General features: G+C 55.0%; 13 protein-coding genes. 8 read left to right on the forward strand and 5 right to left on the reverse strand.

The window, feature by feature from the left end; translation table 11 throughout:
• Positions 1-576: 576 nt before the first annotated feature.
• A complete protein-coding gene (ald, locus tag FDK21_RS12090) occupies positions 577-1695 on the reverse strand; it encodes an alanine dehydrogenase (protein WP_114009934.1) in 1119 nt (372 codons plus the stop codon).
• Positions 1696-1916: 221 nt separating this feature from the next.
• On the opposite strand from ald, the gene FDK21_RS12095 reads away from it, so the two are divergent.
• Entirely contained in the window at positions 1917-2384 is a 468-nt protein-coding gene (locus FDK21_RS12095) for an Lrp/AsnC family transcriptional regulator (RefSeq protein ID WP_114009933.1), read from the forward strand.
• Between the two features lie 14 nt (positions 2385-2398).
• Here FDK21_RS12095 and FDK21_RS12100 read toward each other — a convergent pair whose 3' ends face one another.
• Together FDK21_RS12100 and FDK21_RS12105 are read right to left on the reverse strand one after the other, a co-directional pair.
• Positions 2399-3805: a HAMP domain-containing sensor histidine kinase gene (locus FDK21_RS12100; RefSeq protein ID WP_138148707.1), complete on the reverse strand. Its 1407-nt coding sequence runs from the start codon at positions 3803-3805 to the stop codon at positions 2399-2401.
• A complete protein-coding gene (locus FDK21_RS12105; protein ID WP_138148708.1) occupies positions 3802-4527 on the reverse strand; it encodes a response regulator transcription factor in 726 nt (241 codons plus the stop codon). The genes FDK21_RS12100 and FDK21_RS12105 overlap by 4 nt, the downstream gene beginning before the upstream one ends.
• A 239-nt stretch (positions 4528-4766) precedes the next feature.
• On the opposite strand from FDK21_RS12105, the gene FDK21_RS12110 reads away from it, so the two are divergent.
• From FDK21_RS12110 to FDK21_RS12130, 5 genes are all read left to right on the forward strand, one after another.
• Positions 4767-5291, forward strand: a complete 525-nt coding sequence (locus FDK21_RS12110) for a hypothetical protein (RefSeq protein WP_246657562.1) — start codon at positions 4767-4769, stop codon at positions 5289-5291.
• A gap of 349 nt (positions 5292-5640) precedes the next feature.
• Complete coding sequence (locus FDK21_RS12115) at positions 5641-6201, forward strand: YeeE/YedE thiosulfate transporter family protein (RefSeq protein ID WP_138148709.1); 561 nt, start codon at positions 5641-5643, stop codon at positions 6199-6201.
• Between the two features lie 3 nt (positions 6202-6204).
• Entirely contained in the window at positions 6205-6774 is a 570-nt protein-coding gene (locus FDK21_RS12120) for a DUF6691 family protein (RefSeq protein ID WP_138148710.1), read from the forward strand.
• A 970-nt stretch (positions 6775-7744) separates the two neighbouring features.
• Positions 7745-8482, forward strand: a complete 738-nt coding sequence (locus FDK21_RS12125; RefSeq protein ID WP_114009929.1) for a ceramidase domain-containing protein — start codon at positions 7745-7747, stop codon at positions 8480-8482.
• A gap of 5 nt (positions 8483-8487) precedes the next feature.
• Positions 8488-9153, forward strand: coding sequence for a trimeric intracellular cation channel family protein (locus tag FDK21_RS12130; RefSeq protein WP_171022059.1), 666 nt, complete (start codon positions 8488-8490; stop codon positions 9151-9153).
• A 3-nt stretch (positions 9154-9156) separates the two neighbouring features.
• Here the strand turns inward: FDK21_RS12130 and FDK21_RS12135 are convergent, their stop codons facing one another.
• Positions 9157-10548, reverse strand: coding sequence for a DUF418 domain-containing protein (locus tag FDK21_RS12135; protein ID WP_171022060.1), 1392 nt, complete (start codon positions 10546-10548; stop codon positions 9157-9159).
• Positions 10549-11135: 587 nt separating this feature from the next.
• Here FDK21_RS12135 and FDK21_RS12140 point away from each other — a divergent pair.
• Both FDK21_RS12140 and FDK21_RS12145 read left to right on the forward strand, forming a co-directional pair.
• Positions 11136-12191, forward strand: a complete 1056-nt coding sequence (locus tag FDK21_RS12140; protein ID WP_210238765.1) for a glutathione synthetase — start codon at positions 11136-11138, stop codon at positions 12189-12191.
• Positions 12172-14256, forward strand: a complete 2085-nt coding sequence (locus tag FDK21_RS12145) for a tyrosine/phenylalanine carboxypeptidase domain-containing protein (RefSeq protein WP_138148713.1) — start codon at positions 12172-12174, stop codon at positions 14254-14256. Before FDK21_RS12140 ends, FDK21_RS12145 begins: the two co-directional genes overlap by 20 nt.
• A gap of 85 nt (positions 14257-14341) precedes the next feature.
• Here the strand turns inward: FDK21_RS12145 and ribB are convergent, their stop codons facing one another.
• Positions 14342-15445 (reverse strand): 3,4-dihydroxy-2-butanone-4-phosphate synthase, encoded by a 1104-nt coding sequence (gene ribB, locus FDK21_RS12150; protein WP_114009924.1) that lies wholly within the window; start codon positions 15443-15445, stop codon positions 14342-14344.
• Between the last annotated feature and the right edge of the window lie 123 nt (positions 15446-15568).

Below are 15568 nucleotides of genomic sequence, written 5' to 3' on the forward strand. Positions count from 1 at the left end.
GCAATGAATGCAAATCATCGTGGGGCATTTCAGCGCGACAGCAATAGTCGGATACAAAAAAGTAGATAATTTCGTATTGCAGATCTTGAAACCAAGCCATGCATGACCAAATATGGTCTACAGGCGTGTGGCGTAGGAATTAGGTGGAACTAGCTAACACTGCATGCCAGGGTCTGGAACCTGTTTGCCGGTAATCCCGGCAAGACGTGCCGAGAAGCACTGACCAGGTTCTAGTCTGCTAAAGCAATCATCCTCGCGCCAACGAGCATGATTGCTGCAGACCAGACTGACATGGTGACCGTGACATGCTTGCATATCGGTGATCGCCATTCATCATATTGATCGCGCTAGAGCAATATGAGGCCCGCCTTGGAGTAGACGCCCAAGGCGGGTTTTCTATATCCCGCCTCACTTTTCCAATCGTTGAGATATCTCAAGTCACGGCCTGTAAATTCGGCCGCCCCATGGGCCCAGAATAAAAAAAGGGCTCGATATAGCGAAATACCGAGCCCTTCATGCAGAATCTGGTGTCTGTAAAGCGCGGGATTGTGCCGATCCCGCTATCAAGAGGGACTATTACAGACCCAGAACACCTTCTGCGGAGAAATAGTCGTAGCCAAGGTCTTTCGCCACGGCTTCATAGGTCACCTTGCCCTCATGGACATTGAGGCCGTTGCGCAAATGAACATCATCCTTGAGTGCCTGCTGCCATCCCTTGTCAGCCAGAGCGAGGGTGAAAGGCAGCGTTGCATTGTTGAGCGCGAAGGCCGATGTGCGGGCCACGCAGCCCGGCATGTTGGCAACGCAATAGTGCACCACGCCATCAACCACATAGGTCGGGTCGGAGTGCGTGGTTGCCTTGGAGGTCTCAAAGCAGCCGCCCTGATCGATCGCCACATCGACAATGACAGAGCCCTTGCGCATGGTTTTGATCATCTCACGGGTAACAAGCTTTGGTGCAGCCGCACCCGGAATCAGAACCGTTCCGATGACCATGTCGGCTTTTTCCACCAGACGGGCAATGTTGCCCTTGTTGGAATAGACGGTTTTAACGGCCGTACCGAAGCGATCCACAGCGGCGCGCAGAGCGTCGGTGTTGCGATCGACCATGGTGACTGCGGCCCCCATGCCCAGTGCGATGCGGGCTGCATTGGTGCCAGAGACGCCAGCACCGATAATGACGACTTCGGCGGGATCAACGCCGGGGACACCACCGAGCAAGATGCCCATACCACCGCCGTTATTCTCCAGCGCCTGCGCACCGACCTGAGGGGCAAGACGCCCAGCCACTTCGGACATAGGGAACAGCAAAGGCAGCGCACCGGTGCGCGAGGTCACGGTTTCATAGGCAATGCAGGTGGCACCAGAGGCAACCAGATCCTTGGTCTGCTCCGGATCCGGAGCCAGATGCAAATAGGTGAAGAGAACCTGACCTTCGCGCAACTTGGCGCGTTCCACAGCCTGTGGCTCCTTCACTTTGACAACCATATCGGCCTTGGCAAAAATCTCGTCCGGGTTAGCGACGATGGTTGCGCCTGCCGCGATGTAATCCTCGTCGGAGCAGCCAATGCCAAGACCGGCATTGGTTTCCATCATTACCTGATGGCCATGCATGACAAGTTCTTCAACGGAGGATGGCACAAGGCCAACACGGTCTTCGTGATCCTTGATCTCTTTGGGGCATCCGATCAACATGTGTGATACTTTCTCTGTTTGGGCGTTGCGACCGTCGCGCCTTGTTTTTCTGGTTTCAGCCCCGATATGAATGGCATCACAGGGAGAACCGACGACGCTTCCGGAAATTAAACGATCTTTCGATGATGGCGGAATTTTTGCGCAATGTGTCGCGAAACTGCCTTGCTATACGCCCCCTGTTTCGAATAAAATTTCAAGAATTTCAAAATTCGGTGAATTTCATGAACTTGAAAGATCTTGATAAACGCGACCGTTCCATCCTCAATTTGCTTCAAGATAATGGGCGGCTGAGCAATGCCGAACTGGCCGAAGCGGTGAATCTGTCTCCGTCTGCCTGCTTGCGCCGAGTGCGACAACTGGAGGAAAGCGGGCTGATTGCCGGATATGCAATGCAGCTAAACATGAAAGCCTGCGGCATGACCGGCACGGCCTTTGTGTTTGTCACACTGGATGGTCAGGGACGGGAAACGCTGGACCGGTTTGAGCGCGCCATCAAACAGATCAGTGTCATTCAGGACTGCTACCTGCTGGCGGGGCAATATGACTATCTGCTGCGGATCATCTATCGCGATTCTGCCGATCTGGAGCGCATCCACCACGATATCCTGACCAATCTGCCCGGTGTGGTGCGCGTCAACTCAACACTCACCTTGCGCGCCGTCAAGCATACCGGCAAGTTGGAGGTCTAGCGTCCAAGCTGCCCTTATTTGATTTTGGGAAAGCGGATTTCGACCGTCAGGCCACCGCCGGTCGTATCGTGCAGGGTCAAGTCTGCCTTGTGATTGTCGGCGACCTGTTGCGCGATGGCGAGGCCAAGGCCAAAGCCGGATTTTTCATCCAGCGTGCGGGCCTCATCCCCACGCGCAAATGGCTCGCGCAACAATTCCTTGTCCTTGTCGGAAATGCCTGGGCCATGATCAATGATGCGCAGGCAGGCCACCTCCCCTTCATCGCTGAGGGACAGGGAACATGCCCCGGCATATTTCACCGCATTGTCTATAAGATTGTCGATCATCCGTGCCATATCACCGGATTGCGCCTTCAGCCGAACAGGCTCACACAATTCCAGAGTGACTTCATATGCTGCATCGCTCCATTGATCGACGAGGCTTTCCACAAGGCTCGAAAGCTCCAGAATCTTGGCATCATCTCGGCTTTGGCCACCCTTGAAGAAGGTCAAAAGGCGGGACAATTGATCATCCATTTGACGAATATCGCGCAGGAAAGCGTCGCGCATGTCATCGGGCTTGACCAGATCCGCGCGCAAGCGCAGGCGGGTCACCGGGGTGCGCAAATCATGCCCGACCGCAGCCAGCATCCGGGTGCGATCCTCCAGCAGCTGATGAATGCGATCCTGCATCCGGTTCATCGCCTTGGCCGCACCGCGCAGTTCAGAAGGCCCGCTCACTTCAGCCCGATGCGGCGTCGCCCCTTCCAGAGCGATGTGGTCTGCAACTTGTGAAATCTGGCGGATCGGTCGAACCAGAAAGAAGAAGGCCCAAAGCATCAGCAGAATCATGCAAATGCCGACGGCCCCCAGAATGGTGATGATCGGATAGCGGATTGGCGGGCGATGCTCGATCCGCGTCGATGTGCTGAAGATCCGCCCGTCCGGCAACTTGAAATACAGGGTAACCTTGAGATGCTGTTTGTCGATCGTTTCAATCCGGGGGGCAAAGGGGATGTGGCTAGTTTGCATCATCGGTCCCCCGACAGGTCTTTCGGAATTCGGGCTTCTGGCCGCCACCGACGGCTTGGTTCCGCGCGATGCAGGGGGAAGCTTCGGGCCCATTCTCGTCCCCCATGCGAGCCCTTCTGGCAGGGTGAAGCCGGTCTCTTCCCATCGGTAGATGATGCTTTTGTGGTCGTCAGACAATTCCTGCAACAAAGCCACCTGGTCCTCGGGTGGCTGTCGCCGCAGCATGTCCGCCATGACCAGTTGCCGCTCGACGAAAATAATCACCGGCGGCGGCGTGCGCTCTTCGAAGACGAGTTGCAACAGTATGATCGTACCGGCTACCAGCAAACCGGTGGCCAGCAACAGCAGCAACATCAATTGTCCGGCAATTGAGTTGAGAAAGAAACGCCAACGGTGAAGGGACAGGCTCATTGCGGGATCTCGCTGACCGTGGCAATGAACTCATAGCCGCCCGAGCGCACCGTATGGATCAGCTTTTCGGCTTTTTCCCCGCGTTCGAGTTTGCGTCGCAAGCGCGAAATAAGAATATCGATCGAGCGTTCAGCGCTAACCACCTTGCGGCCCTGCGTCAGCTCGATCAACTGTTCCCGGCTCAGAGTGATGCCGGGGCGTTCGCAAAAAACCCGCAGCAAATCAAACTCCGCCGGAGTGAGATAGGTCTGTACGCCGTCATTGTCATACAGTTCGCGTTTGCGCACATCGAGTTGCCAACAGCCAGCGAAATAGAGGATGGAAGCCTTCAGCCAGCTTTCTTTCTGGGCCATGCGGCTGCGCCGCAGCAAGGCCTTGATCCGGGCTTCCAGTTCGCGGGGATTGAACGGTTTGGAGAGATAGTCATCCGCCCCCATTTCCAGTCCCACCACCCGGTCAATGTCATCGCCCTTGGCCGAGAGAATGAGGATTGGCATCGTCGAGATCGCCCTCAACCGGGCACAGATGCTCAAGCCATCCTCGCCGGGCAACATGATATCGAGCAGCACCAGATCAATCCTGCTGGAGGCCAATATAGCGTCGGCCTGGCGCCCGTCCGTGGCTTGAGAGACATGCCAGCCATTGCGGACCAGTAACCCGGCCAACAATTTCTGGATCTCGGAATCATCTTCGATGATCAGGATGTGAACACTCTTCTGCATGGCGCAAATGTCTGTCAGCACTGGCGGAAAAGCAAAGAAGATCCTCTGCTTCACGCACATTTTTCGACTTTTTTGTTTCTCGATATTTCTGGGAAGCCCTTCAAACACAATGAGAAACACCCCGAAATGCTAAGGTAAATGGCTGTTAACGAATGGGGCGCAGGGTCAGTTTTGTCACAAGCAACGCGACTTGGGTCTGGGAGAGAATCAGTCTCGCCAGACCGGAAAGGAAGGATAGCATGTTTGCAATTGGAGGCCCTCAGGCCTATGGCGGCATGCAGCCCATGGGTCCGGGAGCACAAATCGGACAAGAGCTGCAGTCGATGGCCGAAAGCGGTGAAATCAGCTCCGAGGACAAGGTGGCGCTTCAAAGCGCTGTCTATGAAATTGGCAATGAACTGCACAGCTCGCGCCCCGAAAGCGGCTCAACCCCTCCAACAGGGGACGAAATCAGCGAGAAAATCGACAGCCTGATCAGCGAACAGGTCGAAGCCGGGACGCTGACGGAGGAGCAGGCAGAAACCCTCAGTGACGTGTTCGAAAGCGTTCAGGCCGCTGCTCCGCAAGGCGGCCCGCCTCCGGGTGGACCTGGTGGCCCCGGCGCTGGCGGCCCTCCTCCGAGCGGAAGCAACTCCGAAGAGAGCGACACCAATGCGATGCTCGAACAGTTTCTGCAGAATCTTCAGGAACAATCGGCGACGAGTTATGCCTCCTCGGGCAATGTCTCGGGCGAGTCTTCATTTCTGTTCAACTATTCAGCCTGACACCGCTCTTTCGCATTTCCTACGGGCAGCAATCTGGTGTTGATCATGTTGCCATTCTTTTATAGGGGCTCACGGACCAATCGGCGCACGGCATCCCAGCAAGGCGTTTGCGTCCCTGAGCTCCTTTTTTTCCGGCCAGTCTGTCACGTTCGCACGCTTCTTCCCCATTCCTTTGCGCTTGCGACCATATTCTCCTTGCCAACAGGGTTAAATTCTTTATTTTCGAATAGTAGAAAATACTAAAATAAGATCGGACGGACGCCTATTGATGCTCCGCTGACACAGGTTGGTTTGGCGTGTCTTCCTCTATGGATGGGTGAAGGGCGCCAGAAATATTCGGAGGTGTGAGATGGTTCTCAACTGGAAAGTGGGTGGGCTCTTGCTGGGGGGCGTGTTCTTTCTCGCGGTCCTGCTGGTCAAGCCCATTGGGGTTTCGACACAGTTCGTCATCCTTGATGGCATTTTGTGGGATGCCGTCAATCCGGCAATTGTGGTGGTCGATGAAACCGCCAAGAGCGGCTATGCGAGCCCGAACGCCTATTTGAACAAGAGCGGCGGCAAATATGCCAAGAATGTCGCCGAACCGATGAATTACAGCTTCATATTCGTTCTGGCGATGATTGGTGGCGCTGCTCTGTCCGCATTCCTTCGTGGCGGCGTGTCGGCTGAGGAGCGGGAAATGCCAGAAGTCTGGCGGGAGAATTTCGGCTCATCGACCACCAAACGCTATGTCTGGGCTTTCATTGCCGGTTTTCTGGTGCTGTTTGGGGCGCGTCTGGCTGGCGGCTGTACGTCGGGACACATGATGAGCGGCATGATGCAGACCGCTCTGTCAGGCTATATTTTCACTGCGGGTGCTTTTCTTGCCGCCTTCCCGATTGCTCTCTTCGTCTTCAAAAAGGGGAACTGATCCATGGCCATTTTCCTCGCACTCGTCATTGGCGGCTTGTTTGGCTTCACCCTTGACCGGATCGGCGCGACCAATCCGGGCTATATCATTCGCATGCTCAACCTGTCGAACCTGCATTTGCTCAAAACGATCATGCTGGCAATCGGCACAGCGTCGGTGCTGATGTTTGCTGGCATTCTGGCTGGTCTGGTCGATCCCGGTCACCTATCGGTCAAGGATGCCTATATCGGGGTGTTCGTTGGCGGCTTGCTGCTTGGGGCAGGCTTTGCGATTGCAGGCTATTGTCCGGGCACCAGCGTCACCGCGGCCGCAACCGGGCGCAAGGACGCGCTGTTCTTCGTGCTTGGCGGCCTGTTTGGTGCAGCGGCCTATATGCTGGCCTATAGCGGTGTCAAAGCCACGGGCTTGCTGGACAAAATTGCAGGCGGCAAGGCCACGTTGGGGATGGTGACGGACACCGACTATCCATTCCTGATTGGCGGCTTGTCGGGTGAAGTGATCGGCATTGGACTTGGCATTGCCTTCATTGCCATTGCAGCGCTGGCTCCTGCCAAACTGTTCGGAAAGGGCTAACGCCATAGCGCCCAATAATCAGACGCCCAAAAACAAACGCAAAAGCCCGGCCTGTGCCGGGCTTTTTTGTGCTCGTCTTGCTAGGTAACAGTCTGCGAATGGCAGGAGTCACACGCCATTCAGGCGCATCAAAGGGCAGCGCATCGCCGTCTGCGAGGCGCGCCAACAATCCGCATGCATGATCCTATTCGCAGGAACAACGGTCCTTCAAGGCAGCCAGTGCCGAGATGGTGTGATCAAAAAGAGCTGAAAGAGCGGTCAAAAAAAGCATCGTGCGCATGTCTGCCCCCAAATAAGTCTTCGCCACAACGGGCGTCCCAACGGGTCAAAGTGACTGGATTCTATCTCTAACGTGTCTTAACCATGACCTAATCGGTCATTTAGGCTTTATTACGGCAATTTCAATATGCCGGATCAGATTTTCCCTTTTCAGGCGTTGCCTCGGGAGGCAGGTCCGCTTCTTGGCCAATTTCGCATTGTCCGGCAAGGGCCCTGCTCTCCCTTTGTTGCTTCGCCCGATGCTCAGAGAATGGCGATCAAATATCGACAGAAAAAGGCGAAGTGTAATCTCAGCCTATCGAAATGTATCAAAGGGTATCGGTCACCAGGCAACCACTGATTGATTTTGCGCAGCAGCCCAAAAACAACGCCGGACAAGTCCCCTTTTCCCACATTCCCGCCATTGGGAGAATTTGTCATTTGTTCGATATATTGGTGACCAATATGTAGTAACCTGAATCAAGCGGGTAAAACTGGTTTGATCCATTTAATGATTGTCGAGACATAGACAGAACAAAAATCAAACAAACGAGTCGCTTTTTTACCTTTGAATGCCTAGACAGAACAAAGAGTGATCAGGGCATTTGAAAAGACGTTGAAATTTCTTTGTTATTTGTTACTCAGTTAACCGATTAAGAGCGTGTTAACCTTCTTCTGACAATCCCCCTTATCCGAGGTTTTGGACACCCCCATGAATATGCTCAGTTCTGTCGACATCTATTGCGAACGCACCGATGCGAGCTATTGGTCAGAGCCGATCAATGCCCTGACCAATCTGTCCTTTGTCCTTGCTGCGCTGTGGGCCTATTGGACCTATCGCAAGATCAAGGCTGAACAAGGCCCAACCGGCGGTCCGGACATGCTTGTTCTGGTTGCAATTGTCATGGCAGGTCTGATCGGCATTGGCTCCTATCTGTTTCACACCCACGCCACTGTCTGGTCGTCCCTTGCCGATGTGATCCCGATCTGGACTTTCGTTGCTTATTATCTGTTTTTGTCGATGTACCGGATTGTCGGATTGCCGTTTTGGCGGGCGGTTCGGGTTTATGGAATCACACTTGTGTCCATTGCCGCGACCCTCTGGCTGGTTTCCACGGTTCTGCTGGCATCCGACGGGACCGAGGCCAGCAGCGACGGGCTGAATGGTTCAACGCAATATCTGCCGGGGATGATCGCCCTTTATGGTTTTGCACTGGTTATGCTGATCCGGCGTCACCCGGCCATGGGTTGGATTTTGGCCGCTGCGGTGACTTTCACCACCTCTATTTTCTTCCGGACCATTGACATGATGGTCTGTGATGCGCTTCCTCTTGGGACGCACTTTCTATGGCACAGCCTCAATGGCCTGTTCATCGGATTTCTGCTGCAAGCACTGGTGCGCCATGGCAGAGCAGCACCAACCGCTTCTACCACCTCCAAACACATTTGACGCCCATGATCCCGAGCCCCGCCTTCATATTCGACAATATCGCCCCGGTCTTTTTCTATGCCGGTATCATCGTTTTCGCGATGTCTGGGGGCCTCAGAGCCATTCAGGCCGAGATGGACCTGTTTGGTGTGTTGATGGTGGGGTTTGTCACAGCGGCCGGTGGCGGCACCCTGCGCGACATCCTGATCGGCTCGGTGCCGGTCAATTGGGTGGTGGATCCGATGCCTCTGGCCATCATTCTGCCTGCCGCGCTGACCGCCTACGGCATTCAGCGGATCGGCTGGGAGCAGCGGCAGATTTTCAACTGGATCGACGCGATCGGCATGTCGGTTTTTTGCATCACCGGCGCCGCCCTGACGGTGGAAATGGGATTGCATCCGGTCATTTGCATCATGATGGGCATGATCACCGCGACGTTCGGTGGATTGGTACGGGATATTCTTTGCAATGTGGTGCCACTGGTGCTGCGTCAAGAAATCTACGCCACGGCGGCCATGCTGGGATCGACCCTCTATGTGATCCTGCAGCAGTTTGACATGGATCGCTCGGTCAGTGCCCTTGTGGGCATGAGTGCAGCGCTGATCCTGCGCGGTGTTGCGATCCGCTACAAGTTCAACATCCGCGGCAACGCCGGAGAAGCGCCACCGCAGATGTTTGAACGCCATGAATGACCCTCAGGCAGTTTGCACCGCTATCGGATTGTCGTCTGCCTTGCGCTTGGACACAGCATCCTTTGCAGGCTTTGCCTTGCCCTTTGACAGGCGACGCCAGAGCCATTCCGCCGGACCAAGGCGGAAGTATCTGAGGTAGATGGCAGAGAAAATCAGCTGCGCGAAGGCAATGCCAAAGGCCATCATGAGCAGATCAAAATGTCCCATTTGGCCATATAGCCCCAGCCCATAGCCAAAGAACAAACTGGTGCAGATGATTGTCTGCATCATGTAGTTGGTCAGTGCCATGCGGCCAGCGGCGGCAAACAGGCGGGTGACCAGATTGAACAGACGCACCTTGGACAAGGTCATGATCAGCCCCAGATGCCCCATTGCCATGGCGATCCGGCCCACATCATAGCTGAAATTGGTCCAAAGCGGTGCCTCAAGGCTCAAAGTGACCTGCAGCAGATCGGAGAAGGTTTCAAAGCCATTGACCTGCAATCCGGCGGCATAGCCTCCCAAACAGAGACTGAGATAGAAGGATAGCGATTTCTGCCCGGTGATGATGCCAAGCTTGAAGAAGGCCATGCCGATGAAAAACAGAATGCCAATATCCGTGAAATGGTTGGTCAGCAACTCGGATGAGTAGTTTGCAAGGCTGGTCTGAGACAGGTTGCGCATGATCACGCCGTAACCCTGTTGCATTTCGTCAACCTCACCGGCCCAGATCGTACCCAAATAGCCGGTCAGCAGTTCCTCGTTGGTTTCGGTATTGCTCTCGGGCTGGCTTGGCTCTGGCTGATTTGCATCCGGTTGAGCAGCCTGTGGCGCGGTAGGCGCTGCTTGACCGTCGGTCTCGGCTCCAGAGTTTGCGCCAATGTCACCAGGGGATTGCTCGGTCGCATTTTCGGCTTCATTGAGTGCGCTTTCAACGCTCTCATTCTGCGTCGGGCTGGCAGTAAAAAGATCGCCATTCTGCAGATTAAGCATAGTTGCGGAGACCACCATCCCTACGACTGCGATGCCTAACAGGGCTTTTGGCGACAAATTTCGAAATGGAAAGAGAAACAGGCCCAACAATCCGTAAATAAACAGAATGTCAAATGAGCAGAGCAACAGAAAGGAATGCACAAGCCCGAACGCCATGAGCCACATGGAGCGACGGAAGTATAAATCAATCTTCTCTACATTTACTTTATCAATACTTGAGAACACCAACATGGCCGCTGCACCGAACAACAAGGCAAACAGCGCGCGCATCACCCCGTCGACAAACACCTCAACAAAGGCCCAGCTGAGGATGTCGCGATATTCGCCACTGTTCCAGATGGTTGGAAAAGAATAAGCGTAGGGTGGAATTGCAAAGGCAAATATGTTGCGCATCAGGATGCCACAGACCGCGAATCCACGCACGGCATCCATTCCAAGATATCTATTTTTATTATTACAATTCAGTATATTAGTACCTTGCAAAGGTTGTGCTTCGGCATGTGTTTCCGTCATGATCGGAAAGCCTCATCGATGGAGTTAGGGAGAAACCCGGCACGACCGGCACACGGAATCGCGCACGCGCTGACGCGCGTCGACACGATGCCGAACCGTCACTTGGAAGGATCATTTCCAAAATGTCTCCGAGGGTCGACTGCAGCTTGATCATCCGGGGCAGCACGAGAAACCCGGACAGGCGATTGCAAAACCTGAACTTACCATTGGATCTAAAATATCGAATTTCGCAATAAAAATTAAATATTACCCACAGAATCCATAATGAACCAGAATGAACACTTTATCACTTCTTCCAATATCCACACTTTACAAGTTGAGGTCTCATTTTCTATATAGCGATTGCCCCTTGGCTCCACTAGGATGGCGAACCTTTATCGAGGGCGTGCCTTGATTTTCCGCTCACAGAAGAGCGAGAAGCCGCCCGTCTTCTTAACTGCAAGCAGGCCTTGAGCATGGATCTCAGAGGCGCTGCCTTGATGTCAGGATCACCAACGGTGACAACTCTCTCTCGTCCAATGAAAATCTGCTTTCTCATGTATCCGTGGGAGCAGATCGAGCCGGAAACGGACACGACTCTTCGCCTGATTTTCGAGGCGTGGCAGCGCGGCCATATCGTGACAATGGCCACCCAGACCAGCCTGACGCTGCGCGATACCGAAGCCTATGGCTTTTGTCAGGTGATCCGCTGCAACGGCACCCCGAAAACTGCGGTGCATTTCTACAAACAAGCTGTTCTGACCAAGAAGATGCTGCCACTGGCAGGCTTTGACACCATCTTCATGCGCGCCAATCCACCGCTTGATCCGACGGTGCTGAACTTCCTTGACGCAGTCAAGGAGGATGTCTTTATCTGCAATGATGTCAACGGCTTGCGACTGGCGAGCAGCAAGATCTACACCGCTTCACTCTATGATCCGGCGAACAATTTCGTCCCCGTCACCCATGTGTCCAAGAACAGGGACTATCTGGAGCGCGTGCTGGAGGAATCCGAAGGGGACAGGATGATCCTCAAGCCCTTGCGCGGCTATGGCGGTCAAGGGGTGATCATTGTCGAGAAAGGATCACGCGCCAGCTTCCGCTCGCTGCTCGATTTCTATCTTGGTGCCAGCAATGATCAATATGTGATCCTGCAGGAATTTGTCCCCGGAGCCGAACAGGGGGACGTCCGGGTGATGATGCTGAATGGTGAGCCGATTGGCGCCATGCGCCGCGTGCCCGCAGACGGGGACCTGCGTTCCAACATTCATCAGGGTGGCAAAGCGGTCAAACATGTCCTGAACAAGGAGGAAAAGGCGCTTTGCAAGCATATCGGGCACAAGCTCGTGCGGGACGGGCTGTTCTTTGTCGGGCTCGACATTATCGGCGGCAAGCTGATCGAGGTGAATGTCCTCAGTCCGGGCGGCATTGTCCGCATCAACAAGCTGAATCGCACGCGCTTGCAGGTCAAAGTCATCGATTTCGTGGAATCGGTCATCGCCACGCGGGAAGTCCTGATGGCGCGCCGCTCGCAATATCAAAGGTTGATCGAAGATGCAGTCACTGAGTCTTGATGCGATCCTCGCCAAAATCGAGGCGGGGGACCCCTTTCAGGCACGGGAGCAGGAGGGCTGCTTCGAGCTGCATTTCGACCCATCGATGCCGTATCTCTGCACCGCCATCCATGATGGTCACAGCTTTTCTGCGGATCTGGAAGCCCATTGCAATCTGGACGAAGCAGAGCGGATTTATGAAGAGGACCCGCACACGGCAGAGCTGATTTCGGCCTTGCCGACACGGATTGTCGGGCTCGACAGCCGCTATGAATATGACCTCAACCGCGCGCCCGATCAGGCCATTTATGGCACGGCTTGGGGCAAGGTGGTCTGGAAGGACAGCCTGCCGGACGTTTTGGTCGAGCGTTCGCTTGCCAAGCATACCCGCTTTTATGACATGGTGGCAGCGGTCTTGACCGCGCTTTCGCGGCGTCATGGGGGCTGTGTCGTCTATGATCTCCATTCCTATAATGGCGAACGGCGGGGCGGTTCTGCTGCGCCAGCCTTCAATATTGGCACCGCTCAGGTCGACATGCGGCGGCATCGGGCATCGATCCAGTATCTGGCGCGCCAACTCGAAAAGAGTAAAGTCGGAACCGAACCGATCCGGGTTGGCATTGATGAAGTGTTTGAGGGGCGCGGCTATCTCGCCAGCTTCTGCCGAGCCCATTCCAATCTGGTGCTGTGTGTGCCGCTGGAAGTGCGCAAATTCTTCTGCGACGAGAAAAGCGGTGCTGCCTGGCCGGTGATGGTGCAAGCACTGAAGGAAGAGCTGACCCGTTCGATCACGTCGCATGCTGCCTATGCGGCGAACAAGCGGTCGAAAATCCGCCAGTTCCTACGCCACGAGCTTTTGGCCAACGGCCTGTCAAAGCGGGTGCGGGAGCTGGACAAGACGCTTTACCGGATCGCAGGCAATCTGGATCCGCTGCTCTATATCAACCCTGTCAATCTGGACAGCGAGCGGAAGAAATTCTTCGCTCGCAAAGGTCATTATGAACCGCAGTTCCGCTATCGGCATCTGGATATCGACCCGTTTCTGGTCAAGGAACAGCTCTTTCGTCTGCCGTTCGAGGAGATTGAAGACCCAACCCTGCAGAGCCTTTATCGTCATGCCATCAACAGCCTGAGCATGAAGGTCGACCTGATGTCGGTGATTGGCAGCAAGGACTGTCTGTATAATTCCTTGCGCTATTATGGCGAGCCGGACCGGTTCGACATGGCCAATGCAGGCTTTCTCATTCACGCAGCGATCCCCGATGCGGAAAGAGTGAAAGGTCGACAATTGAATGACCGTCAGATCCTGGCGATGATTCAGGATGAGGTAGACTATTACCAACTTGACGCCAAGGTGCTGTTGTCCAACCGGATCATTGCCGGGGCGATGGTTGAAAATAATCGCTATCGGGTGTTGGTGCGCAAGGGCCACACATCGTCGGAGCGGGCGGCCCGTGCCCTGTGTCACCATGAGGTGGGGTTGCATCTGGTCACCGCAGCGATTGCCCGTCGTCAACCGCTTGAGCTGTTCCGACTGGGCATGTCCGGCTCGACCGAAGCGCAGGAAGGTCTTGCGGTTTTGGTGGAGTATCTCTCGGGCAACCTGACCATGATGCGGCTAAAAACCCTTGCCCTCAGGGTGATTGCCGTGCGCTGCCTGCTGGATGGTTACAGCTTCGTGCGCACATGGCAATGTCTGACCGAGGATCACGGAGCCAAGCCGGAGCAGGCCTTTATGGTCGCTGTGCGGGTGTTCCGTGGAGGTGGTTTTACCAAGGACTTTGTCTATTTGCGCGGACTAGCCAAGGCTGCTGCCCATGCACGATCTGGCAAGAGTTGGGAACCATTGCTGATCGGCAAGGGATCCTTTGCCACCTATGACCGGATCGACGATCTGCTCAAGCGCGGCATTGCCAAGAGCCCGACAATCCTGCCCCGCGCTCTGGTCAATCCGATGCCGACCAATCCGCTGCATGATTACCTGATCAGTTCGCTGCGCAGCCATGAGAGCCGGCCAAGCGAGACGTCTGTCTCGCCGATTGTCGCCTTCCCGCCTCGTGAAACAGAAACCATGGTCGCTGTATAAAGCTGAAAGCCAGCAGGCCCCTCTCAAATGTCAAAGGGGACGGTGATAAACCGTCCCCTTTGTTGTCTCAGCGCAGTTGTTGATCCTAGATCAGTTCGGTGCCTGTGATTTCCAGACCAAAGCCTTCAAGGCCCACATAGTGGCGTTCCTTGGAAGAGAAGAGGCGGATTGAGGAAATGCCGAGTTCGGTCAGGATTTGAGCGCCCAAACCGATGTCACGCCAATCTTCGTCGCGACCTTTCGCGCTGACATGCTCTTCGGCTTCGGCCAGTTCCAAGCCTTCCCGCGGGCGCATGGAGCCGGTGACAACACCGGGAGAACCATCCCGCAAATAGACCACCACACCACGATCCGAAGCAAAGCGAGCGACGATGTTGTCGAGGGTATCGGTTTTGCCAAACACGTCGCCGATGACATTTTCCTGATGCAGGCGCACCGGAATGTCCGTACCGTCGCGAATGTCACCAAAGATCAGCGCCAGATGCTCCATATCGTCGAACTGGGCCTTGAAGGTAATCGCTTTGGCGTCCCCATGGCGGGTCTGGATGGTGAACTCTTCCACCTTCTCCACCAGACGCTCGGTGCGCTGACGATAAGCGATGAGATCGGCGACAGACACATGTTGCAGGCCATGCTCTTCAGCAAAATCGAGCACCTGCTGACCACGTTTGACGGAGCCATTGTCATTGACCAGCTCAGAAATCACGCCGACCGCTGGCAGGTTGGCCAGCTTGCACAGATCAACGGCCGCTTCGGTGTGACCGGAGCGGACCAACACACCACCATCTTTGGCGACCAGCGGGAAAATGTGGCCCGGGCGTACAAAGTCATCAGGCTGGGTGTTGCCACTGGCAAGGCCATGCACCGTCGTGCAGCGTTCCTCAGCGGAAATGCCGGTGGTGGTGCCATGCTTGAAATCAACGGAGATGGTGAAAGCTGTCGACAAGGGGGCATTGTTGTTCGCCACCATCGGATCAAGCTTGAGGCGAGCTGCGTCCTGCACCGTCATCGGGGTGCAGACGATGCCGGAACTGTGGCGAATGATGAAGGCCATCTGTTCAGCAGTCACCTTGCTGGCGGCGACAATCAGGTCTCCTTCATTTTCACGATCATCATCATCCGTGACCACCACCATCTCGCCCTTTTCAAAGGCACGGATGGCGTTCGCGACGCGTTCCATCTTGGACATTTCTAGTCTCCCAAACTGATGACGGCATAGTGCTTCTGCGGGCCGTCTTATTTGTGTCCCGATTGTTCTAGCGGGAAAATCCGATGTAGGGATCGGGCGCTGTTTATCAAGCCCCCGACGCTC

It is taken from the genome of Cohaesibacter sp. CAU 1516 (genome assembly GCF_005771485.1).
Taxonomy (GTDB): Bacteria; Pseudomonadota; Alphaproteobacteria; order Rhizobiales; family Cohaesibacteraceae; genus Cohaesibacter; species Cohaesibacter intestini.

What these genes read in the sequence shown, in the direction of transcription:
- FDK21_RS12095 (WP_114009933.1), top strand. Translation starts at nt 1,917, where the DNA reads ATGAACTTGAAAGATCTTGATAAACGCGACCGTTCCATCCTCAATTTG.
- FDK21_RS12125 (WP_114009929.1), top strand. Translation starts at nt 7,745, where the DNA reads ATGAATATGCTCAGTTCTGTCGACATCTATTGCGAACGCACCGATGCG.
- FDK21_RS12130 (WP_171022059.1), top strand. Translation starts at nt 8,488, where the DNA reads ATGATCCCGAGCCCCGCCTTCATATTCGACAATATCGCCCCGGTCTTT.
- FDK21_RS12100 (WP_138148707.1), bottom strand. Translation starts at nt 3,805, where the DNA reads ATGAGCCTGTCCCTTCACCGTTGGCGTTTCTTTCTCAACTCAATTGCC.
- FDK21_RS12110 (WP_246657562.1), top strand. Translation starts at nt 4,767, where the DNA reads ATGTTTGCAATTGGAGGCCCTCAGGCCTATGGCGGCATGCAGCCCATG.
- FDK21_RS12105 (WP_138148708.1), bottom strand. Translation starts at nt 4,527, where the DNA reads ATGCAGAAGAGTGTTCACATCCTGATCATCGAAGATGATTCCGAGATC.
- FDK21_RS12120 (WP_138148710.1), top strand. Translation starts at nt 6,205, where the DNA reads ATGGCCATTTTCCTCGCACTCGTCATTGGCGGCTTGTTTGGCTTCACC.
- FDK21_RS12115 (WP_138148709.1), top strand. Translation starts at nt 5,641, where the DNA reads ATGGTTCTCAACTGGAAAGTGGGTGGGCTCTTGCTGGGGGGCGTGTTC.
- ald (WP_114009934.1), bottom strand. Translation starts at nt 1,695, where the DNA reads ATGTTGATCGGATGCCCCAAAGAGATCAAGGATCACGAAGACCGTGTT.
- FDK21_RS12145 (WP_138148713.1), top strand. Translation starts at nt 12,172, where the DNA reads ATGCAGTCACTGAGTCTTGATGCGATCCTCGCCAAAATCGAGGCGGGG.
- ribB (WP_114009924.1), bottom strand. Translation starts at nt 15,445, where the DNA reads ATGTCCAAGATGGAACGCGTCGCGAACGCCATCCGTGCCTTTGAAAAG.